The sequence below is a fragment of the Streptococcus sp. 32226D021BW genome, assembly GCF_053545015.1.
The window spans coordinates 1-19,575 of record NZ_JBPPVC010000008.1; the positions used below are offsets into that span (position 1 = coordinate 1).

General features: G+C 42.1%; 22 protein-coding genes. 9 read left to right on the plus strand and 13 right to left on the minus strand.

Annotated elements, in window-relative coordinates:
• Nucleotides 1-211 precede the first annotated feature (211 nt).
• From nadE to ACEE44_RS06260, 4 genes are read right to left on the minus strand one after another with little or no spacing between them, the layout of a single operon-like run.
• Nucleotides 212-1,036, minus strand: coding sequence for an ammonia-dependent NAD(+) synthetase (gene nadE / locus ACEE44_RS06245; RefSeq protein ID WP_449171648.1), 825 nt, complete (start codon nt 1,034-1,036; stop codon nt 212-214).
• A 12-nt stretch (nt 1,037-1,048) separates the two neighbouring features.
• On the minus strand, nt 1,049-2,509 hold the full coding sequence (locus ACEE44_RS06250; protein ID WP_449171649.1) for a nicotinate phosphoribosyltransferase: 1,461 nt from the start codon (nt 2,507-2,509) through the stop codon (nt 1,049-1,051).
• A 53-nt stretch (nt 2,510-2,562) separates the two neighbouring features.
• Nucleotides 2,563-3,207 carry a prepilin peptidase gene (locus ACEE44_RS06255; RefSeq protein WP_449171650.1) on the minus strand — a complete coding sequence of 215 codons (645 nt, stop codon included), beginning with the start codon at nt 3,205-3,207 and terminating at the stop codon, nt 2,563-2,565.
• Nucleotides 3,208-3,259: 52 nt separating this feature from the next.
• Nucleotides 3,260-4,078 carry a cation diffusion facilitator family transporter gene (locus tag ACEE44_RS06260; RefSeq protein WP_105110446.1) on the minus strand — a complete coding sequence of 273 codons (819 nt, stop codon included), beginning with the start codon at nt 4,076-4,078 and terminating at the stop codon, nt 3,260-3,262.
• 121 nt (nt 4,079-4,199) lie between these two features.
• On the opposite strand from ACEE44_RS06260, the gene ACEE44_RS06265 reads away from it, so the two are divergent.
• Together ACEE44_RS06265 and ACEE44_RS06270 are read left to right on the plus strand one after the other, a co-directional pair.
• A complete protein-coding gene (locus tag ACEE44_RS06265) occupies nt 4,200-4,718 on the plus strand; it encodes a TetR/AcrR family transcriptional regulator (protein ID WP_024419426.1) in 519 nt (172 codons plus the stop codon).
• Nucleotides 4,719-4,727: 9 nt separating this feature from the next.
• On the plus strand, nt 4,728-5,282 hold the full coding sequence (locus ACEE44_RS06270) for a tRNA (mnm(5)s(2)U34)-methyltransferase (RefSeq protein WP_248026222.1): 555 nt from the start codon (nt 4,728-4,730) through the stop codon (nt 5,280-5,282).
• A 15-nt stretch (nt 5,283-5,297) separates the two neighbouring features.
• Here ACEE44_RS06270 and ACEE44_RS06275 read toward each other — a convergent pair whose 3' ends face one another.
• Nucleotides 5,298-6,077, minus strand: a complete 780-nt coding sequence (locus ACEE44_RS06275) for an ABC transporter ATP-binding protein (RefSeq protein ID WP_449171651.1) — start codon at nt 6,075-6,077, stop codon at nt 5,298-5,300.
• 143 nt (nt 6,078-6,220) lie between these two features.
• On the opposite strand from ACEE44_RS06275, the gene ACEE44_RS06280 reads away from it, so the two are divergent.
• The 3 genes from ACEE44_RS06280 (at nt 6,221) to ACEE44_RS06290 (ending at nt 9,640) form a co-directional block, all read left to right on the plus strand.
• Nucleotides 6,221-7,555 carry a hemolysin family protein gene (locus ACEE44_RS06280; protein WP_449171652.1) on the plus strand — a complete coding sequence of 445 codons (1,335 nt, stop codon included), beginning with the start codon at nt 6,221-6,223 and terminating at the stop codon, nt 7,553-7,555.
• 133 nt (nt 7,556-7,688) lie between these two features.
• On the plus strand, nt 7,689-8,480 hold the full coding sequence (pflA, locus tag ACEE44_RS06285; RefSeq protein ID WP_024380338.1) for a pyruvate formate-lyase-activating protein: 792 nt from the start codon (nt 7,689-7,691) through the stop codon (nt 8,478-8,480).
• A gap of 140 nt (nt 8,481-8,620) precedes the next feature.
• Nucleotides 8,621-9,640, plus strand: a complete 1,020-nt coding sequence (locus ACEE44_RS06290; RefSeq protein ID WP_449171712.1) for a glycoside hydrolase family 3 protein — start codon at nt 8,621-8,623, stop codon at nt 9,638-9,640.
• A 189-nt stretch (nt 9,641-9,829) separates the two neighbouring features.
• On the opposite strand, the gene ACEE44_RS06295 is transcribed toward ACEE44_RS06290, so the two are convergent.
• The 6 genes from ACEE44_RS06295 to ACEE44_RS06320 form a co-directional block, all read right to left on the minus strand.
• Nucleotides 9,830-10,576 (minus strand): class A sortase, encoded by a 747-nt coding sequence (locus ACEE44_RS06295; protein WP_449171653.1) that lies wholly within the window; start codon nt 10,574-10,576, stop codon nt 9,830-9,832.
• Between the two features lie 25 nt (nt 10,577-10,601).
• Nucleotides 10,602-11,444 carry a VOC family protein gene (locus tag ACEE44_RS06300; RefSeq protein ID WP_449171654.1) on the minus strand — a complete coding sequence of 281 codons (843 nt, stop codon included), beginning with the start codon at nt 11,442-11,444 and terminating at the stop codon, nt 10,602-10,604.
• 101 nt (nt 11,445-11,545) lie between these two features.
• A complete protein-coding gene (locus ACEE44_RS06305) occupies nt 11,546-11,947 on the minus strand; it encodes a nuclear transport factor 2 family protein (RefSeq protein WP_449171655.1) in 402 nt (133 codons plus the stop codon).
• Nucleotides 11,948-11,950: 3 nt separating this feature from the next.
• Nucleotides 11,951-12,769, minus strand: coding sequence for a cytoplasmic protein (locus tag ACEE44_RS06310; protein WP_449171656.1), 819 nt, complete (start codon nt 12,767-12,769; stop codon nt 11,951-11,953).
• A gap of 15 nt (nt 12,770-12,784) precedes the next feature.
• Nucleotides 12,785-13,405: a thioredoxin gene (locus tag ACEE44_RS06315; RefSeq protein ID WP_449171657.1), complete on the minus strand. Its 621-nt coding sequence runs from the start codon at nt 13,403-13,405 to the stop codon at nt 12,785-12,787.
• A 167-nt stretch (nt 13,406-13,572) separates the two neighbouring features.
• Complete coding sequence (locus ACEE44_RS06320; RefSeq protein ID WP_029176262.1) at nt 13,573-14,112, minus strand: NADPH-dependent FMN reductase; 540 nt, start codon at nt 14,110-14,112, stop codon at nt 13,573-13,575.
• Between the two features lie 247 nt (nt 14,113-14,359).
• Between ACEE44_RS06320 and ACEE44_RS06325 the strand changes: the two genes are divergently transcribed.
• A complete protein-coding gene (locus ACEE44_RS06325; protein ID WP_167786328.1) occupies nt 14,360-14,707 on the plus strand; it encodes a winged helix-turn-helix transcriptional regulator in 348 nt (115 codons plus the stop codon).
• A 28-nt stretch (nt 14,708-14,735) separates the two neighbouring features.
• Here the strand turns inward: ACEE44_RS06325 and ACEE44_RS06330 are convergent, their stop codons facing one another.
• On the minus strand, nt 14,736-16,433 hold the full coding sequence (locus tag ACEE44_RS06330) for a M3 family oligoendopeptidase (protein WP_449171658.1): 1,698 nt from the start codon (nt 16,431-16,433) through the stop codon (nt 14,736-14,738).
• Between the two features lie 138 nt (nt 16,434-16,571).
• Between ACEE44_RS06330 and ACEE44_RS06335 the strand changes: the two genes are divergently transcribed.
• Both ACEE44_RS06335 and ACEE44_RS06340 read left to right on the plus strand, forming a co-directional pair.
• Complete coding sequence (locus ACEE44_RS06335) at nt 16,572-17,507, plus strand: manganese-dependent inorganic pyrophosphatase (RefSeq protein WP_449171659.1); 936 nt, start codon at nt 16,572-16,574, stop codon at nt 17,505-17,507.
• 88 nt (nt 17,508-17,595) lie between these two features.
• A complete protein-coding gene (locus ACEE44_RS06340) occupies nt 17,596-18,060 on the plus strand; it encodes a phage tail protein (RefSeq protein WP_449171660.1) in 465 nt (154 codons plus the stop codon).
• A 53-nt stretch (nt 18,061-18,113) separates the two neighbouring features.
• On the opposite strand, the gene ACEE44_RS06345 is transcribed toward ACEE44_RS06340, so the two are convergent.
• Nucleotides 18,114-18,416, minus strand: a complete 303-nt coding sequence (locus ACEE44_RS06345) for a DUF3270 domain-containing protein (protein WP_172091044.1) — start codon at nt 18,414-18,416, stop codon at nt 18,114-18,116.
• A 158-nt stretch (nt 18,417-18,574) separates the two neighbouring features.
• Here ACEE44_RS06345 and ACEE44_RS06350 point away from each other — a divergent pair, with 158 nt between their 5' ends.
• A complete protein-coding gene (locus tag ACEE44_RS06350) occupies nt 18,575-19,504 on the plus strand; it encodes a peptidase U32 family protein (RefSeq protein WP_449171661.1) in 930 nt (309 codons plus the stop codon).
• Nucleotides 19,505-19,575 lie beyond the last annotated feature (71 nt).

The window sequence follows — 19,575 nt, forward strand, 5'->3', positions numbered from 1 at the left end:
TGTAGGTTGGAGATAGAGCGAACCTGTTCGCTACAACAAGGTTCGGGGAATCTTTGTAGGTTGGAGATAGAGCGAACATAGTTCGTATCGATATGATGCAGATAGAACGCTGTTCCTTTTATATTTCAAGGGTACAGGCTGAAAACCTCCACAGGAGCTTTTCAGTCATCAAATCAAGTCAACAACGTCTGATTTTGATTTTCGAAGAGTATTATTTCCAGAAGTCATCAAAAATTGTGATTGGCAGGTGGCGTTTGTGGGCTGTTTTATTCCACCATCCTTCGATAATGGTTTGGGCTTGAGGGTCGATGGTTTTGCCTTCTAGATAGTCGTCAATTTGGTTATAGGTAACACCAAGAGCGACTTCATCCGCCAGGCCTGGCTTGTCTTCTTCCAAGTCCGCAGTAGGGACTTTTAGGTAGAGTTTTTCATCTGACCCCAGTTCAGCTAGAAGTTGCTTACCTTGACGCTTATTAAGGCGGAAGAGGGGCAGGATGTCTGCACCACCATCACCGTGCTTGGTGAAGAAGCCGGTAATATTCTCGGCGGCATGGTCGGTTCCAATCACAGCCCCCTTGCGTTCACCAGCAATGGCGTATTGGGCAATCATGCGCATGCGGGCTTTAGCATTTCCCTTATTAAAATCAGACATAGAAAGTCCATTTGCATTGACAGCCGCCGCCATAGCATCTGTAGATTCCTTGATGTTGATGGTTAGGCTGACATCTGGTTGAATAAAGGCTAGGGCTGCTTGGGCATCGGACTCATCAGCTTGCACACCGTAAGGTAGACGGATAGCGATAAATTGATAAGAATCGTCACCTGTTTCCGCTCGCATTTCTTCCATAGTCAGCTGGGCCAAACGACCAGCCAAGGTCGAGTCTTGTCCACCTGAAATCCCCAAGACATAGGTCTTCAAAAAGGGATGTTTTTTCAGATAGTCTTTGAGAAAGTCGATGGAGCGACGGATTTCTTCATTTGGGTCAATGCTTGGCTTGACACCTAGTTCCTTGATAATGGTTTCTTGTAGGGTCATTGGCTACCTCTCTTAGATGGATTTGGCCTGGCTTTGTTTTCGAATGCGATTGATGATGTTCATCTTGTTATCCCATACATCTTGGGCCAGGTCAACTGGATAGAGTTGTGGGTTGAGCACACGTTTGTATTCGTCCCAGAGCTTGTCAAATTCTTGGTTGGCATAGGCTTGAATTTCCGCTAGACTTGGTAATTCATAGACTTGCTTGCCCTCTTCAAAAATCGGAATGAGGAGGGGACGGGCATCGAAGTTTTCAATGGTCTTGTTGATGTAGGTGTAGGTTGGATGGAACATATAAATGCTGTCCATTTGGCTGACATCCGTATCCGCAAAGGTGATATAGTCGCCCTCAGACTTACCTTTTTCTTTGGATGTAATCCGCCAAACTTGTTTTTTACCTGGCGTTGATACTTTTTCAACGTTGGAAGACAATTTGATGGTGTCTCGCATCTTTCCATTTTCTTCTTCAATGGACACAATCTTATAGACAGCTCCCAAGGCAGGTTGGTCATAAGCAGTAATCAACTTAGTCCCCACTCCCCAGACATCAATCTTGGCCTTTTGCATTTTGAGGTTGAGGATGGTATTTTCATCCAGGTCATTGGACGCGTAGATTTTTGCTTCCGTAAAGCCAGCTTCATCCAACTGTTGACGGACCTTTTTGGAAATATAGGCCATGTCGCCAGAGTCAATCCGAACGCCTTTAAAGTTTATTTTATCACCCATTTCCTTGGCAACTTTGATGGCTGCAGGGACACCGATTCGTAGGGTGTCATAGGTATCCACTAGGAAGACACAATCATGATGGGTTTCAGCGTAGGCCTTGAAAGCCTTGTAATCATCGCCATAGGCTTGGACCAAGGCGTGGGCATGGGTACCAGCGACTGGGATGCCGAAGATTTTTCCTGCTCGGACATTGGAAGTGGCAGACGCGCCGCCGATATAGGCTGCGCGGGTGCCCCAAATGGCAGCATCCATTTCTTGTGCACGACGGGTACCAAATTCCATAAGCGCCTCTTCTTCAATGACTGCCTTGATACGACGAGCTTTGGTAGCAATCAGGGTTTGGTAGTTGACAATATTGAGAATTGCAGTTTCAATCAACTGGCACTGGGCAAGTGGGCCTTCAATCTGCATAATGGGCTCGTTGGCATAGACTAGGTCGCCTTCCTTGGCAGAACGAACGGTCAAGTTCATTTCAAGGTTTGCCAAATAATCCAGGAAATCCTTGGGATAGCCTAATTCAGTCAGATAGTCAATATCTGTCTGGCTGAAGCTGAGATTATTGAGATATTCTACCACACGCTCCAGACCAGCAAAGACGGCATAGCCATTTTTAAAGGGCTGAGAACGGAAATAGACTTCAAATACAGCGTGTTTATTATGGATGTTTTGATTAAAATAGACCTGCATCATATTGATCTGGTAAAGGTCGGTATGCAGGGTTAAACTGTCATCTGTAAAAACTGTCATAGCTTTCTCCTTTATTCTTTCTATTATACCAAAAAAATCGAGCTAGGCTCGATTTAGAGAGTGATATTGATAATCAGGCTGGCCAAAAATAGAAAAGGCACATAGGGTAGGGATTTAGGTTTAAAGATGAAAAAGATGGCCAGACCTAGGATGGAACTAAGCTGAATAATCCAGAGAATTTCTGTAAAGCCAAACAAAAGTGACAGACTTGCCAGATAGAGAAAATCGCCAGAACCAATATTGAGTTGCCATTTTTCAGTCAGATAGGCCAAGAGCAAAAAGCCACAGAAGAGCCAGTTGAGCTGAGAGAGAATGAGGGCTACAAAGGTAAAAAGTAGCCAGACAGCGAAGGGATATTCCTGATGCTTGATGTCGTAAATAGTCAAAACAAGTCCAGACAAGATGAGAATGGTTTCGGTTAGGTTTAGGACTTGAAAATAGCAGAGCAGAACGACTAGACCAGCTAAGAACTCTAGTCCCAGATACCAATAAGGAATTTTTGCCTTGCAGTAACGGCATTTGGATTTTGTCGAAAGTTGGGACAGGATTGGAATTAAGTCCCAGGCCTTGAGCCGTCGTTTGCAGGCATTGCAGTGACTAGAGGGGGCGATAATGGACTGTTCAGGGAAACGGTCGATGACCAATCCCAAGAAGGAGCCGATAGAAGCTCCAAGGAAAAATAGGATAATTGTCTTCATACCTATTTATTCGCAAATGGGAGAGGAAAATGAGATATTTTTTAAAATTTTTTTACAAAATTTCGATGGTACTCTGGATAATGCCAAAGGAATGGAGAGAATTCCGTATTTTTGCTTTGGTCTTGTCTGCTACAGCAGGATTTGTCAGTTTGACCGTCACAGTCGCACAATGGTCATATCCATCCATGGTCCAGACATTTAGCTGAGTGATTTCGTGAACATTTTCAAGAGCCAGGAGGACTCCTTTAACTTCTTCAAGATTTACTCCTTGCGGACTGGTTTCAAGTAAAATCTTAACATTGTTCCAAGCTTTTGGCAGGGCTTTGGAGAGGATGAAGATAGCAATACCGAGTGAGAGTAATGGGTCTAGAAAGTACCAATCAGTGAATTGAAGAATGATGGAAACAAGGATGACCGCCAGCCATCCCAAAATATCCTCTAAAAAGTGTAAGCTGAGAATGGATTCATTATGGCTATGGCCATTTTTTACAATACGAGAAGCAAAGAAATTGATGATGACAGCGATAATCCCAAGTATCAGCATCCCATCCTGATTGACAGGCTGGGGATGGAAAAGATTGGGAATGTTTTCTACAAGGATCAAGCTGGAGCCGATAATCAGAATGCTGGAAGTCAAGAGAGCAGCCAAAATATTCCATCTCTTGTAGCCAAAAGGATAGAACTTGTCAGCAGGTTTATTGGCATAGGTTTGCATGATGGCAGAGCTTCCGATGGCGAGGGCGTCACCCAAATCATGAACAGCATCTGCTAAGATGGCGCTGGAACCAAAGAGCCAGCCAAAGATAAACTCGATGATAGAAAAGCTGAGATTGAGGAGAAAAGCGATAAATGTATTTTTAGAAGATGACATGAGATTCCCTTTCTGTGTTATACTGTTTATAGGTTTATTATGTACTGTAATGAGCCGAAAAACTAGAAACAAGAGAAACGGTTTGTCTTTTTCTGAACAAATTGTTTGAAATGTACGAAAAATGGATAGACGAATTGCAAAAACAAAAAGAGCTATTTTTCAGGCTTTTTTGACCTTATTAAATGATAAAGGTTATGATGACATGCGCGTGCAGGATGTTATTGACCTGGCAGATGTGGGGCGTTCCACTTTCTATGCCCACTATGCCAGTAAAGAGGCTCTTTTGGAAGAACTTTGTCATGACCTCTTTCACCACTTATTTACAGGTCGTGAAGATGCGGATGTGAAGACTTTGTTGGCTCATATTTTCAAACACTTTCGAACCAATCAAGACCGAGTTGCCAGCCTTTTATTGTCCCGCAATGCCTATTTTCTAAGAGAACTGGAAGCGGAGCTGAAACACGACATTTTTCCAAAAGTGGTTGAAGACTACATGCAGGGCAAGGGAAATCTTCCAGAGGATTTGCTGGTACATTTTGTTGTGACCACTTTTGTGGAGACGGTCAGCTGGTGGTTGCAGCAACGCAAAAAGGTGGACGAAGCCACCTTGACCGAATATTATGTAAGATTATTAGCTTAAGGAGTGAAAATGCTTAGACCTTTACACATGGCCCATGCCTTTTTAGACGAGATTTTAACTGACCAGGACCTAGCGGTCGATGCGACTATGGGAAATGGTCATGACACGCTATTTTTAGCCCAGCGAGCAGGAAAAGTGGTGGCCTTTGATATTCAGGAACAAGCCCTGACCACAACGGCTGAAAAACTAGAAAAAGCTGGATTGACCAATGCCCAGTTGGTTTTGGCTGGGCACGAAAATTTAGACCAATATGTGGATGAATGCAAGGCAGCCATTTTCAATCTGGGTTATCTACCTTCGGCGGACAAGTCAGTCATCACCCTGCCTGCAACCACCCTTCAAGCCATTGAGAAAGTCCTAGACCGTCTGGTGGTTGGAGGTCGCTTGGCTATCATGATTTACTATGGTCACGAGGGTGGAGCTCTTGAGAAGGATGCAGTTTTAGACTTTATCAGCCAGCTAGACCAAACAGTCTTTACAGCCATGCTCTACAAACCGCTCAATCAAGTTAATACCCCACCGTTTTTGGTGATGGTGGAACGATTAAAATCCAGCTCAAACTAGGGCTGGATTTGTTTTTTATAATATCGGCTTAATGAACAATCTTCCCTCACCCAAGTCAATCAATTCCACCTGATTGCCATAAAAATCGCTGAGGAGTTCAGGTGTCAGGATGTCTTCTTTGGGTCCCTGTGCCAAGACCATGCCATCTTTGAGCAGTAGGACATGGGTGAAATTATCAGTGATTTCTTCGGCGTGATGGGTGACGTAGATAATGGCAGGAGCCGTTGGGAGTTGGCAGATATGGTCGATGTGGTGGAGCAGGCGTTCGCGAGCCAAAAGGTCTAAGCCCACAGTAGCCTCGTCCAAAATCAAAATAGCCGGCTCTTCCATCAAACTTCGGGCAATCAGCAGGAGTTGGCGTTCGCCCTGTGACAAACTAACATAGGTCCTGCCAATCAAGTGGTCAGCCTTAATTGTTTTCAGCATTTCAATAGCCTGGTCCAATTCTGCCTGACCATATTCCCTGTATAAGATAGATGACTTATATTTTCCTGTTAAGACAATCTGCTCAGCTGTCAAATCAATGGGAAAGCGTTCTGCAAGGAAAGAACCAACGACCCCAATCTTGGTGCGTAGGCTAGGAATATCACCCTTACCAAACTCCACTCCAAGAACAGTCAGGCTACCAGAGGTTTTCCAAAACTCAGCCATTAAAATGCGCAGCAGTGTCGATTTTCCAGCACCGTTAAGGCCTAAAATAGCCCAACGATCCCCTTTTTTAAATTCCCAGTTGATGTCTTTTAATAGGTACTTCCCCTGTCTTTTGTAGGACAGTTCTTTCATGGATAAAATCATATGGACCTCACTTTTCTTTTTGACTATTTTATCACAGAAGTGTAGATTTACAGATATTTTTGCCGAATGTCACCTCGATTATACCAAAATGAAAAGAATATGGTATAATGGGAATGTTATAGATTTTATTATAGGAGAATATCATGGAAGACCCTGGTAGTCAGACCATTCATTTACAATTATTATTACTTTTATTGTTGACCTTGCTCAATGCCTTCTTTTCAGCTTCAGAAATGGCCCTTGTTTCCCTCAATCGTTCACGGGTGGAGCAAAAGGCCGCTGAGGGAGAGAGGAAGTATATTCGCTTACTACAAGTTTTAGAAAATCCCAATAATTTCCTTTCTACTATTCAGGTTGGAATTACCTTTATTTCTATCCTTTCGGGTGCCAGCTTGGCCAATGATTTAGGTGCTGTTTTTGCCAAGTGGATGGGTAATTCAACAACAGCTCAAACTGCTGGTTACTGGTTGGCTTTAGCGATGTTGACCTTTGTATCCATTGTGCTTGGAGAATTGTATCCTAAGCGAATTGCCATGAATATGAAGGAAAATCTGGCAGTAGTTACGGCGCCAGTGATTATTTTCCTAGGAAAGGTTGTCAGTCCTTTCGTTTGGCTCTTATCAGCCGCGACCAATCTCATCAGTCGCATTACACCTATGAACTTTGACGATGCGGACGAGCAGATGACCCGGGATGAGATTGAGTATATCTTGACCAAGAGCGAGCAGACTTTGGATGCGGAAGAAATCGAGATGTTGCAAGGTGTATTCTCCTTGGATGAGCTGATGGCACGTGAAGTAATGGTTCCCCGTACGGATGCCTTCATGGTGGATATTGAAGACGATACGGAAACCATTATGGCGGCCATTCTCAAACAGAATTTTTCTCGCGTTCCCGTCTATGATGGGGATAAGGATAACATCATCGGCCTTATTCACACCAAGAAAATTTTATCTGCAGCTTTTAGCAATGGTTTCGACAATCTCAATATCCGACGTATTATGCAGGAACCTCTCTTTGTTCCAGAAACCATTTTCGTGGATGATTTGTTAAAATCCTTACGCAATACCCAAAATCAAATGGCCATCTTGTTAGATGAGTATGGTGGAGTTGCAGGTCTGGTTACTTTAGAAGATTTGTTGGAAGAAATTGTCGGGGAAATCGATGATGAAACGGACAAGACAGAGATTTTTGTCCGTGAAATTGCAGAGAATACCTATATTGTCCAAGGGAATATGACTCTGAATGACTTCAATGAGCATTTTGATACGGAGCTAGAAAGTGATGATGTGGATACCATTGCAGGTTATTATTTGACGGGAGTCGGCACTATTCCAAGTCAGGAAGAAAAGGTGACCTTTGAAGTGGACAGTAAGGACCATCATTTAGTCTTTATCAATGATAAGGTGAAAAATGGTCGAGTGACCAAGCTTAAAATGATGATGACTACTCTGGAAGAGGAAGTTGAAAAAGAATAGGATAAGACCAGTTGCTTTAAGGTAGCTGGTTTTTCATAGCGATTCAAATAGTTAGTTAAAAACAATAAAATACAAGTATAGAAGCGTTTTCATTTTTATGATATAATAACTATATTAAGAAAATGAGGATGAGATGATGGAAGAAGTAGATTACCGAAAAGTAACAGGGCTTGTTCATTCGACTGAGAGTTTTGGCTCTGTGGATGGACCAGGTGTACGTTTTGTGGTCTTTATGCAAGGTTGTCATATGCGTTGCCAGTATTGCCATAACCCTGATACTTGGGAACTGGTCAATCCTGCGGCCAAAGAACGAACTGCAGAGGATGTTCTCAATGAAGCCTTGCGTTTTCGTATGTTCTGGGGGAAAGAAGGTGGGATAACGGTATCTGGTGGTGAAGCTACTATTCAGATTGACTTTTTGATTGCCCTCTTTACCTTGGCAAAAGAAAAAGGTATCCACACAACCTTGGACACCTGTGCTCTGACCTTCCGTTCGACCGAGCGTTATCTGGAAAAATACAATCGTTTGATGGAAGTGACAGATTTGGTGCTCTTGGATATTAAGGAAATCAATCCAGACCAGCACCGTATTGTAACGGGACATAGCAATAAGACTATTTTAGAGTGTGCCCGTTACCTATCGGATATTGGCAAACCTGTTTGGATCCGCCATGTCTTGGTACCAGGACTGACAGACCGTGATGATGACTTGATTGAGCTAGGAAAGTTTGTCAAGACCTTGAATAATGTCGAGCGTTTTGAAGTCTTGCCTTACCATAATCTTGGAGAATTTAAGTGGCGTGAGCTAGGTAGACCTTATCCACTTGAAGGGACCAAGCCACCAAGTAAGGAACGCGTTTTAAATGCTAAGACCTTGATGGAAACCGAATCCTATCAAGACTATATGAATCGAATAAAGGGATAGTAGTGCGTAGAGCTAGAGTAAATAAAAGTCTAGGTGTAGTCGGACCGCTTTTGGCAGGTTTGTTGGTTGCTGTCTGTGCATCCCTAGCATATTATGTGTTTAATAAAAGAGAAGGACAGTCCAGCAACAGTCCTTCTTTTGTGCCTGTTCGAGAGATTTCTGTCAAAGAGAAACGAATCTCTGATTACCTACAGCAAATGACCCTGGAAGAAAAAGTTGGTCAGATGATTTTTGCACGTATACCTGCTGAAAATCAGTTGGAAGACCTTGTTTCCTATCAATTTGGTGGTTATATCTTATTTTCACGGGACTTTGAAGGAAAGACCTTAGAGCAAGTCGAGGAAGACATTGCAAGTTATCAAGCTAATTCCAAGCTACCACTTTTAATGGCTTCTGATGAAGAAGGTGGAACGGTAACGCGGGTTAGTCAGTTATTAGAAACTCCCCTTGCTTCCCCCTTGGAATTGTATCAGTCAGGGGGGCTGGAGGCTGTTTTAGAAGATAGCAAGCATAAAACCAGTCTTTTGAAAGGGATAGGTATTCATGCCGGTTTCTTTCCAGTTGCGGACTTATCCACAGAACCATGGTCATTTATCTATGATCGGACTATTGGTCAAGATGCTGCTACAACATCTGCTTATATCGGCCAAGAGGTCCAGCTCCTGAAACAAGAGCAATTTGCTTCGACTTTGAAACATTTCCCAGGCTATGGGAACAATGCTGATTCACATACAGATTTGGTATATGACAATCGTAGTTTAGAAGAATTGCGAGCCAATGATTTTCTTCCCTTTAAGGCTGGTATTGAAGCAGGAGCTGACTCTATCATGGTTAGCCACAATATCGTGTCTGCCATTGATGATGTCCCGTCATCCATTTCACCTGAAATCAATAAAATCCTTCGGAATGAGCTTGGTTTTGAGGGTGTCATAATGACGGATGATTTTGATATGCAGGGTTTGGTCCAATTTGTAGATCAAGATACAGGTGCCTTGCAGACCATTCAAGCTGGGACAGATATGATTTTATCTTCAAGCTATGCTAGTCAAATTCCTTATATTATCGAACAAGTTAAGAATGGAACCATTACAGAGGAACGGATCAACCAATCCGTCAAACGTATTTTGGGTATGAAATACGATCTTGGTTTGATTCAATAAAATACGGAACAATAGATTTTTACAAAAAAAATACAGACAGATTTATGCTGATTTTTAGCTCAGCCTGAAACTGTCTGTATTTTTTATTACTGAAGTTCGGTTATGCTATAGTAGGTCAGATTTGGAACTGATATGTAGTTTTACTAGTACAAAAATGGAACTAAGGGACTTTAATACTCACTTTTGTTCTTATTGTCCATAATCATATTGGTTATAACTTTTTGAAAATGAATCTAAAACATCTTCGGGCGTATCATTATATGGTGTCGTTGATTCGAGTATACCTTTTACGATGATACGTTCAGTTGCATTAATATCTGTACAAGTTACCAAGGTAACTTCTGTTCTGCCCTCTACGTCATCAATTACATAGACACTTTCGGGTGATACAATTTCTACACTGTCAATGACATAGGTATAGACATTATTTTTATCCGTTATATAGATTTTTATTCCATTTTGTGCTCGATCCAATGGTGAGAATAGGACATCTGCTGCACCGGCAACACCGAAGATATGATGGCTGGCTAAGGAATAATTTCCTTTCCCCATTTCTTGGTTCTCTTTCATAGTCCCAGCACCATACATTAGGGAAACGTTGGATAAACCCTTAAAAATTGGTAAATTAATACCGAGTTCTGGAATTGAGATACCACCGATTACAGGTAATTGTTGATCATCCCACTGTGCTGACAAAACTTCTTCAGTTGAAATAGACTGTACTTGTTCAAAATCAAATGTCGTTTCTGCTTGTTTATTTTTCGCAATATCACCAGCTGAAACTTTAGTAATTTGGTATTTATTTGTATTCCAGCCGATGATGTAATTCCTGATGGATGTGTTGAAAATTAAAGCTAACGATATTATAACAAGTAGAACGGTTAATATGTTCCATAACAGTGCGCTTTTTCTTTTCTTTTTATTTCCTTGTGACATGTGGAGGCTTTTCTTTCTATTTTAGTTATTCTAATTTGAATTGTGTTTTTATACCATCCACATCAATAAAGGCTGCGCTATTGTCTAGTCTTTGAAGGTTTAGGTTCGCAGCTGTGGCGCGTTCCAAGGTTGCTTCAAAATCTGCTGGGCTAGAGTAGATAACAGTATAATAGGCAAGTCCTGGCATGCCTTCTTGTCTGGTTTTCAGATTTTTTCCTCCCCATTCGTTGACAGCTAGGTGGTGATGGTAGTCGCCCGAGGCTAGCCAGGCTGCAGATGGGACGGAGAATTTATCCTCGACAGCTAGGACTTCTTGGTAAAAACGGCTAGAAGCAGCGCTTTCTCGGACAGATAGGTGAATATGGCCCATGCGACTGCCAAGCGGCATCTGATAGGCTGCGTCAGCTTTTTTCCCTAAAGCATAGATCGTTTCAGCATCCATAGGCTCAGTGATGCCAACAATTTGTCCATCTGGGCGGACATCCCAAGTGTCTTGAGGCAGGTCGCGGTAAATTTCGATGCCGTTGCCTTCGGTGTCGGCTAGGTAAATGGCTTCGCTGTAACCGTGGTCGCTGGCGCCTTGGAGGGGAACTTTGTTATCGATAAAGTGGCGGAAAATGTTGCCGAGATCTTCACGGCTAGGTAGGACAATGGCCAAGTGATAGAGTCCGTAGCTGTGGCTAACTTCGCCTTTCTGCTCTGTTTGAATCAGGCGAATAAGGATGTTTTTTCCAACGCCTAGGTCAGTCTGGTTAGGACTTTGGGAGAGAACTTGGAGACCCAAAACCTGCTGGTAAAATAGGCTTTGAAGTTCTAGATTGCGGACGTTGAGGGCGACATAACCCAGTTCAAATTGGGAATTGTACATAGAGGTACCTAACTTTCTGATACAATTTATAGGAATTTTCGAGTTACTTAGTATCTTTTGGTGAAGTAATGTGTGACGAATAGACTTTTGAAAATTGATTTTTATCTCATAGCTTTCTCAACAAGTGCGCTATCTACGATTTGGATAAAGTGTGTAATTCTATTTTCAGCATTAAAATCGTAAATATGGACAAAGTCTGCTTGAAAGGATTTCTCAGTAAGGTTGTAGGTCCCCTTGTAGTAGCCATAAACCATGACACGGTTTCCTGAAAAGGCGTAATCAACAGGTGTGGCACTATAATTGGTCCATTCAGAACCTAGTCTTGCATGGACGTTTTCGATCACTGCATCTGGACCGATATAGGTACCAGCATAGGGAAAGCCTGCAGCTTCTGTCCAAGAGATTTCAGCAGCTAAATGGCTTTTGAAATCTTCTATTCGACCTTGAGCAGTAGCTAGATAAGTTTCTTCTAAAATATTTTTATATAATTGATTTTTTGACATACATTACCCCCATGGTATTTCACCGGTTAAGACTTTAGCACTCAATTCTAAGACTGCCTCGTTACGAAGATTAGGGAATTTTTCTTTCATTTTAGCGACAAAGGTAGCTGAGTCTTTGACTTCTTTTTTTAATTTGATTGCTACTTCAATATAGGCGATTGAAAAATCAAGTGCTTGAGAATCAAATGAACTTTCACTATCTGCATGACCTGGAATAATGAGAGAGGCATCCAGTGCCTTCATATCTTTTAATCGATCTTGCCAGGCTTTCAATTTCTCGGTAGTTTGTGAATCTGCTAAGAAGAGGTGAATTTGATTAAATGTATTGATACCGCCAATAATGGTTTTGGTTTCCGCATTCCAAAGATTGATTTGACTTGGTTCACTACCGAAAAATTCCCATTTATCACCTTCAAATTCTAATGTAGATTCTTGAATGAGCGCTGGTAAAATAATATTTTTCGGAGCTTGGTCACCTAAAGAGCCTCCCCATACCTGTAATTTTTTTGATACTGTTTTTAAAATATGGTCGATAACATAAGACGTTGCATAGACAATGACTTCTGGGAATGATTTTTTGATAGGCTCAAGAGCAAAATAATAGTCTGGATCCCCTTGAATGATAAAGATTTTTTCTAATGTCAGTTGCACGTCTTGTAGATAGCGAACAATTCGCTCTCCTTCTGATTGTTTAAACCCTGAACCTACCAGGAGAGCCTTGCCATTTTTAATGATTAAGGTCGCCGTAACCATAAAACTTGATTCGTCATTTGTAAAGATGTGTAATTCTGTTCCATTTTGTAGCTTATAATGTTTTTCCATAAATAGTTGCCCTTTCTATTGCGTAATAGCTGTTTGGAAATTTTTTTCCAAATCGTCTACTGTGCGAACTTGGTTAATAAGATTAAAGAAGTTCCCGTCTTTTTCAAGCAACAAGGTTGGGAAAGAGGTTACCCCCATTTCATATGCCTTGATAAAGTCTGGGTGTAGATTTTCTGGTTGATTCAAGATGCTTGATAGTTCTTCCATAGCCTTTGTAGGTAACTGATAGCTACCGATTAGGCTGGTGTAACTGTCTGCTTGACTGAGGTCTAACCCATCTTCAAAAAATAAGGCTTGAATGTCTAATGTCAGCTGAGCAAGCTGGTATGGTTCAACATAGTTTTTCAAAACGGAGTAAGCCCTAGCAGGACCAAGGGAATCCATGGTAAAGTCCTTTTCCTTAAACAATTGATTGTAGTTATCGCCAAAAGACATTTGGTAATAGGCTTCGATTTGTTTGTTGATGGTCTGTGCCTGCTGGAAATCAACCATTTTCTTTTTGTTATCTCCGACAAACAAGCCTCCGTTAATGACCTCTATTTCTATGTCAGGATGGTCTTGCATGAATTTTGTGAAAATGTGGTTAAAGCCGTAGGTCCAACCACAATAAGCATCGATGATGTAATATAGTTTCATATTAAATTTCTTTCATTTCGATTTCTTGGTTTTTGATTAGAATTTAGCATTGCTATTGGAAGTTTTGGAATCTTCCTCGATTGGTACAACAACATCTCAGAGTTCTGCAATTTTATCAACTTCAACTCGATAAAGATCATAGAAGGATGTATATTGACCTGTAGAATCTAAGCTTCTAACAAAGCTTGAGCTTGAGCTTGCAGACCAGCGATGGCTTCTTCTGACAATACCAACTGTCCAGTTCCCCATGCTTCTGGATTGACAGTTGTACCTGTAAATTCACCAACCACTTGCATACGAACAAACGGTAGGAGTGCATGGTAGCTAGCGAACATTGGCTCGTGTCCAGCATTGGCAACAGATGATACAGTAACAATTTTGTCTTGTAGTGCAGATGGGCCACGTGTTTCTGACAAGTCTAGGGCACGGCTGAGCCAGTCAATCAAGTTCTTCACAGTACCTGGAATAGCAAAGTTGTAAACTGGTGAGAAAATCCAAATAGCATCTGCAGCCATAATCGCATCGCGTGCAGCTTGGACAGCTGGCAAGACTGGTGTTTCAAGATCTTGGTTCATGAGCGGGATTTCTTTATAGTTAAGATAAGATACAGTTGCTTGACCTTCTAAGATGCTTTCAGCCTGTTTAGCCATTTGGTGGTTGAATGAACCCTCACGTAGTGAACCGACGATAAATAAAATGTTTTTCATGTTTTTTTCTTCCTTTTTTGTAAATATATTTTTGAAAACTGAGATTAGTGACATAGGGACTCCTTTATATTATATAGTGCAATTGATGTTCATTGTATCGCTCCTTTTGAGAAAATACTTTCCTGCTTTCGCAGTTTATGGTATTATTGTAACAGGTACTAAAAATAAAACAAGTACGATTTTTTTGAATAGTCACTATCTTTTTGTGAAGTAATGTGTAATATCAAGGGAAAATAAAGGAGAAATTATGGCAACTTTCACACAACATACGGTTCCGGAGTGTCCTTATGTGACCACTCAGAGTGTTTTATCTGGGAAATGGAGTATCTTATTACTACATCATATCGAAGAAGGTCCCATTCGGTTTAATGAAATGCACCGTCGATTGACAGGGATTTCCCAAGCAACCTTGACCAAGCAGTTGCGTCAGCTAGAAGATGATGGTTTAATCACTCGGAAGGTTTATGCACAGGTTCCACCAAAAGTGGAGTATGAACTGAGTGAGATTGGTCAGGAATTTAAGTTGGTTTTGGAGCAAATTGAAGTTTTTGGGGATAAGTACATCGAATTTGTCAAAGCAAAAAAATCTGAATGAGTTTGAATCTCATTCAGATTTTTGTCTTTTATAGTTGGTCATCCTTAACTGCATTTAACCAATCGGCAGCAGCCTTGGCTGTGCTTTCAAGGGCACCTTCTTTGAACGGTGATTGGAGGTTTGCGGCTTCAACCACTTGCAAGAAGGACTTGGTGCCACCCAAATCACAGATGCGGATGTAGTCTGCCCAAGCTGTTTCATCGTGGTCCACCTGCGTGCGTTTCCAGAATTGGAGGGCACAGACTTGGGCCAAGGTATAGTCGATGTAGTAGAATGGGCTAGCAAAGATATGACCTTGACGGTACCAGAAGATACCACGGTTGAGGGCTTCTGACTCAGAATAATCACGGTCTGGCAAGTAGAGGTCTTGGAGTTTCTTCCAAGTCGCCTTGCGTTCTGCTGGTGTCATCTCGGGGTGTTCATAGACTTCGTGCTGGAAGTGGTCTACCAAGACACCGTAAGGCAAGAAGAGAAGGGCACTTGCCAAGTGGGTGAATTTGTACTTATCCACCTGTTCCTTGAAGAAACGGTCCATCCATGGCCAGGTCATAAATTCCATAGACATGGAGTGGATTTCACAGGTTTCATAGGTTGGCCAGACAACTTCTGGACTTTGGATCCAACGGGAACGATAGACTTGGAAAGCGTGACCTGCTTCGTGGGTCAAAACATCAATATCACCGCTGGTTCCGTTGAAGTTAGAGAAGATGAATGGGCTCTTGAAGTCAGGGATATAGGTACAGTAGCCACCGCTGTTTTTGCCTGGTTTTGCGACCAAGTCCAAGAGTTCATGCTCTATCATGAAATCGAAGAACTCGCCTGTTTCTGCGGATAATTCGCGGTACATGTCTTGGGCCTGGCTGACGATAAAGTCAGGGTCACCCTGTGGTACCGCATTGCCGTCTAAGAACTCAAGATTGAGGTCGTAGTGTTTCAGGCTTGGTACCTGCAAGCGTTTGGCTTGGCGTTCACGAAGATTTTGCACAATCGGTACGATATGCTTGAGGATTTCCTCACGGTAAACCTTGACCATGTCACGATTGTAATCAAAACGGTTCATCTTGAGGTAGCCGTATTCCACATAATCCTTGAAGCCGAGTTTGTGGGCGATTTCCGTGCGGACCTTGACCAACTCATCGTAAACACGGTCAAAGTCAGCTTCCTTGCTTTCAAAGAAGGCAGTTGTGGCAGCAGAAGCAGCCTTGCGGACGTCACGGTCTGTTGATTGACCGAATGGCCCCATTTGTGCCAAGTTGTAAGTCTGTCCTTGGAAATCAATCTCTGCACCCGCAATCAGTTTGCTGTATTCATCGGTCAATTCATTTTCCTTTTGGAACAAGGGAATGACAGCTGATGAGAAGGTCTTGAGCTTGTTCTCAGCCTGCATGAAGAAAGTTTCTGGTAAAATGTCTGAAAGCTCAGCCTTGTAAGGTGTCTGGACAATGACACGGTAGTAGTTGGTGGTCAATTCTTCAAAAAGTGGAGAATACTCATTCCAAAACTTAGTTTCTTCATTGTAAAACTCATCGTTCATGTCGATGGTGTGACGGATCATCCAGAGATTGTACTGGGTGTCAACCAAGTTGAGCAATTTGGTAATGGCAGTAACCAGTGTGCGTGTGGTTTCGAGGCTACTTGCTTGAGCCAACTGGTCTGTCAAGTCAGAAAATTGAGCCTTGATGGCTTCATAATCTGGACGGACATAGGTATAGTCTGAAAATTTCATATTGGTCTCCTTTTGTTTTTGTATGTTACTATCATACTCTTTTTGAAAACGTTTGGCAAATCCTGACCCGTCCATGTTCACAAGTCCTTTTATTTATGGTAAAATGTAGAAGATTATTAGAAAAATGAGGTTTTAGAAATGTCAAAATTCTTAGTTTTTGGTCACCAAAATCCTGACACGGATGCTATCGCATCTTCATACGGTTGGGCCTACTTGGAGCGTGAGGCTTTCGGTCGCGATGCGGAAGCAGTTGCCCTCGGAACTCCTAATGAAGAAACAGCCTTTGCTCTGGACTATTTCGGTGTGACAGCACCGCGTGTGGTTGAATCAGCTAAGGCAGAAGGCGTTAGCCAAGTTATCTTGACTGACCACAATGAATTCCAACAGTCTATCGCAGACATCAAGGAGGTTGAAGTGGCGGCGGTTATCGACCACCACCGTGTTGCCAACTTTGAAACTGCAAACCCACTTTATATGCGTTTGGAGCCAGTTGGTTCAGCTTCTTCTATCGTTTACCGTGCTGCTAAGGAAAATGGTATCACCCTTCCAAAAGAAGTGGCAGGTCTGCTCTTGTCTGGCTTGATTTCAGATACCCTCTTGCTCAAATCACCAACCACTCATGCTTCTGACCCACAGGTAGCCGCAGAATTGGCAGAATTGGCTGGGGTTAACTTAGAAGAATACGGTTTGGCACTTTTGAAAGCTGGTACTAACCTTGCCAGCAAGTCAGCAGAAGAATTGATTGACATCGATGCCAAAACATTTGGCTTGAATGGAAATGACGTGCGTGTAGCCCAAGTCAACACAGTGGACATTGCAGAAGTCATGGAACGTCAAGCAGAAATCGAAGCAGCTATGACAGCAGCATCAGCAGCAAATGGCTACTCTGACTTTGTTTTGATGATTACAGACATCGTTAACTCAAACTCTGAAATCCTTGCGCTTGGTAGCAACATGGACAAGGTGGAAGCGGCCTTCAACTTCAAGCTGGAAAACAACCACGCTTTCCTTGCTGGTGCCGTTTCACGTAAGAAACAAGTGGTGCCACAATTGACAGATGCTTTCAACGCTTAATGAATTTTTTTACCCACCTCGAACCTGAAGTCGGTAGGAAGGCCTTATCTAGCACCTTCGGGTGCTTTTTTTCACTAAAGGAGAAACAATGTCTTATACAGTAAATTTCAAAGAAGTCGAAACGACAGGCTTGGAAACCAGCCCTGTCGCAGCTGTCTTGGCCGGTCTGCGTGCCAATGAAGCCCGCTATTTCTGGAACAAATATAAGCAGGAGTTCGTGGTCTATACACCAGAAGAGAAACCTGAAATCCTGCCCTTCATCGAGCAGGTCTTGGCAGAGCGGGACATGGTTTTTCCTTACAGTCCGCTCAATGTCGCTCAGTTTGAAGTAGATGGCATTCTCTGGTCATTTGTCTTTTATGACAATGGTCTGGCTGTCAATGTTCTTTATACGCTGGAAGAAGGAGGCAAACGAGCGGTCGGTTTCAAATTGTCAGACGGGATTGACATTCCTAAAGAATTTGAAGGAAAATTCAAGTTTGCCCGCCAACGCTCCAAACTGGCAGGCGAAATCCGTGGAACCTTCTTTGTGGTCAAGGGTAACTATCTATAAGGTGGTCATAGAAAGTTTAGGAAAATAAAAAAGGCTGAGAATGACTTCTCTGCCTATTTTTTTACTTTGTACAATATTCTTTTTTTAAGTCCAACTTGAACCAAACGAAAACCGATGAGGCCTGTAGCACTTGCTAATGCGAGGGCGGGAAAAACAGGGATATCTAAAGCTAGATAGATATAGCTAGCAATAACTGTAATTAGGCTAAATAGAACAATATTCACAAAGAACAAGAGTTCATTGATGCGTTCTTTTTTTGCATTTTTTACCTGATAGGCTTGAACAGTTGTGTTTTTCTCTTTCGGGATATACTCTTCGTACTGGTATTCTTGGGACTGATAGTGTCTTAATGCCATATCGTCTCCTTTTCTGCCTTTTAAGAATAACATAACATTTATGAAATTTTATGTCAGCAATATTACAATATGGTTACAAGAGAAAATGAGAAAAGTCTGAACATTAAATTTTATGGTATTCTACATTTCGCTAAAAACTTTGTGATATAATTAACTTTATGGGAAAAATTATCATTACAGCAACAGCTGAAAGTATTGAACAGGTCAAGGAACTGCTTGCGGCAGGGGTTGATCGCATCTATGTTGGAGAAGCCGACCATGCCCTTCGCATTCCGACAAACTTTACTTATGATGAGTTAAGGGAAATAGCAGAGCTGGTTCATGGTGCAGGCAAGGAACTGACCGTTGCCGCAAACGCCCTTATGCACCAAGACATGATGGATAACATCAAGCCATTTATGGACTTGATGAAGGAAATCAAGGTGGATTATCTGGTTGTAGGCGATACTGGTATTTTTTATGTCAACAAGCGAGATGGTTACAATTTTAAGCTGATTTACGATACCTCTGTCTTTGTGACTTCAAGTCGCCAAATCAACTTCTGGAAAGAACATGGGGCTGTCGAAGCTGTTTTGGCACGAGAAATTCCGTCGGAAGAACTATTTGATATTGCTAAAAACTTGGAAATTCCTGCGGAAATCTTGGTTTACGGAGCTTCAGTTATCCACCATTCCAAGCGAACTTTGTTACAGAATTACTACAATTTTACCAAGGCTGACGAAACGGACTTGTCACGTGGACGCGGGCTGTTCTTAGCAGAGCCGAGTGATCCAGATAGTCACTACTCTATTTTTGAGGATAAGCACGGCACCCATATCTTTATCAACAATGACATCAATATGATGACCAAGTTGTCGGAGTTGAATGAACATGGCTATCGTAACTGGAAGTTGGATGGTATCTATTGTCCAGGTCAAAACTTTGTAGCAATTGCCAAGCTCTTTGTTCAAGCTAGAGACTTGATTGAAAAAGGGGAGCTCACCTATGATCAGGCCTTTTTGCTAGATGAGCAAGTGCGTAAGCTCCATCCAGTACAACGTGGCTTGGATACAGGTTTCTACGAATTTGACCGCAATACAGTCAAATAACTATATTTTTAGCATAATCAGTTTACTTATTCTATCCAGGTGGAGTAAGATCTGTCCTAGTTTTCTGAGTG

What these genes read in the sequence shown, in the direction of transcription:
- ACEE44_RS06335 (WP_449171659.1), top strand. Translation starts at nt 16,572, where the DNA reads ATGTCAAAATTCTTAGTTTTTGGTCACCAAAATCCTGACACGGATGCT.
- ACEE44_RS06250 (WP_449171649.1), bottom strand. Translation starts at nt 2,509, where the DNA reads ATGACAGTTTTTACAGATGACAGTTTAACCCTGCATACCGACCTTTAC.
- ACEE44_RS06295 (WP_449171653.1), bottom strand. Translation starts at nt 10,576, where the DNA reads ATGTCACAAGGAAATAAAAAGAAAAGAAAAAGCGCACTGTTATGGAAC.
- ACEE44_RS06315 (WP_449171657.1), bottom strand. Translation starts at nt 13,405, where the DNA reads ATGAAACTATATTACATCATCGATGCTTATTGTGGTTGGACCTACGGC.
- ACEE44_RS06300 (WP_449171654.1), bottom strand. Translation starts at nt 11,444, where the DNA reads ATGTACAATTCCCAATTTGAACTGGGTTATGTCGCCCTCAACGTCCGC.
- ACEE44_RS06325 (WP_167786328.1), top strand. Translation starts at nt 14,360, where the DNA reads ATGGCAACTTTCACACAACATACGGTTCCGGAGTGTCCTTATGTGACC.
- pflA (WP_024380338.1), top strand. Translation starts at nt 7,689, where the DNA reads ATGATGGAAGAAGTAGATTACCGAAAAGTAACAGGGCTTGTTCATTCG.
- ACEE44_RS06275 (WP_449171651.1), bottom strand. Translation starts at nt 6,077, where the DNA reads ATGATTTTATCCATGAAAGAACTGTCCTACAAAAGACAGGGGAAGTAC.
- ACEE44_RS06340 (WP_449171660.1), top strand. Translation starts at nt 17,596, where the DNA reads ATGTCTTATACAGTAAATTTCAAAGAAGTCGAAACGACAGGCTTGGAA.
- ACEE44_RS06345 (WP_172091044.1), bottom strand. Translation starts at nt 18,416, where the DNA reads ATGGCATTAAGACACTATCAGTCCCAAGAATACCAGTACGAAGAGTAT.
- ACEE44_RS06265 (WP_024419426.1), top strand. Translation starts at nt 4,200, where the DNA reads ATGGATAGACGAATTGCAAAAACAAAAAGAGCTATTTTTCAGGCTTTT.
- nadE (WP_449171648.1), bottom strand. Translation starts at nt 1,036, where the DNA reads ATGACCCTACAAGAAACCATTATCAAGGAACTAGGTGTCAAGCCAAGC.
- ACEE44_RS06310 (WP_449171656.1), bottom strand. Translation starts at nt 12,769, where the DNA reads ATGGAAAAACATTATAAGCTACAAAATGGAACAGAATTACACATCTTT.
- ACEE44_RS06255 (WP_449171650.1), bottom strand. Translation starts at nt 3,207, where the DNA reads ATGAAGACAATTATCCTATTTTTCCTTGGAGCTTCTATCGGCTCCTTC.
- ACEE44_RS06305 (WP_449171655.1), bottom strand. Translation starts at nt 11,947, where the DNA reads ATGTCAAAAAATCAATTATATAAAAATATTTTAGAAGAAACTTATCTA.
- ACEE44_RS06270 (WP_248026222.1), top strand. Translation starts at nt 4,728, where the DNA reads ATGCTTAGACCTTTACACATGGCCCATGCCTTTTTAGACGAGATTTTA.
- ACEE44_RS06260 (WP_105110446.1), bottom strand. Translation starts at nt 4,078, where the DNA reads ATGTCATCTTCTAAAAATACATTTATCGCTTTTCTCCTCAATCTCAGC.
- ACEE44_RS06350 (WP_449171661.1), top strand. Translation starts at nt 18,575, where the DNA reads ATGGGAAAAATTATCATTACAGCAACAGCTGAAAGTATTGAACAGGTC.
- ACEE44_RS06320 (WP_029176262.1), bottom strand. Translation starts at nt 14,112, where the DNA reads ATGAAAAACATTTTATTTATCGTCGGTTCACTACGTGAGGGTTCATTC.
- ACEE44_RS06280 (WP_449171652.1), top strand. Translation starts at nt 6,221, where the DNA reads ATGGAAGACCCTGGTAGTCAGACCATTCATTTACAATTATTATTACTT.
- ACEE44_RS06330 (WP_449171658.1), bottom strand. Translation starts at nt 16,433, where the DNA reads ATGAAATTTTCAGACTATACCTATGTCCGTCCAGATTATGAAGCCATC.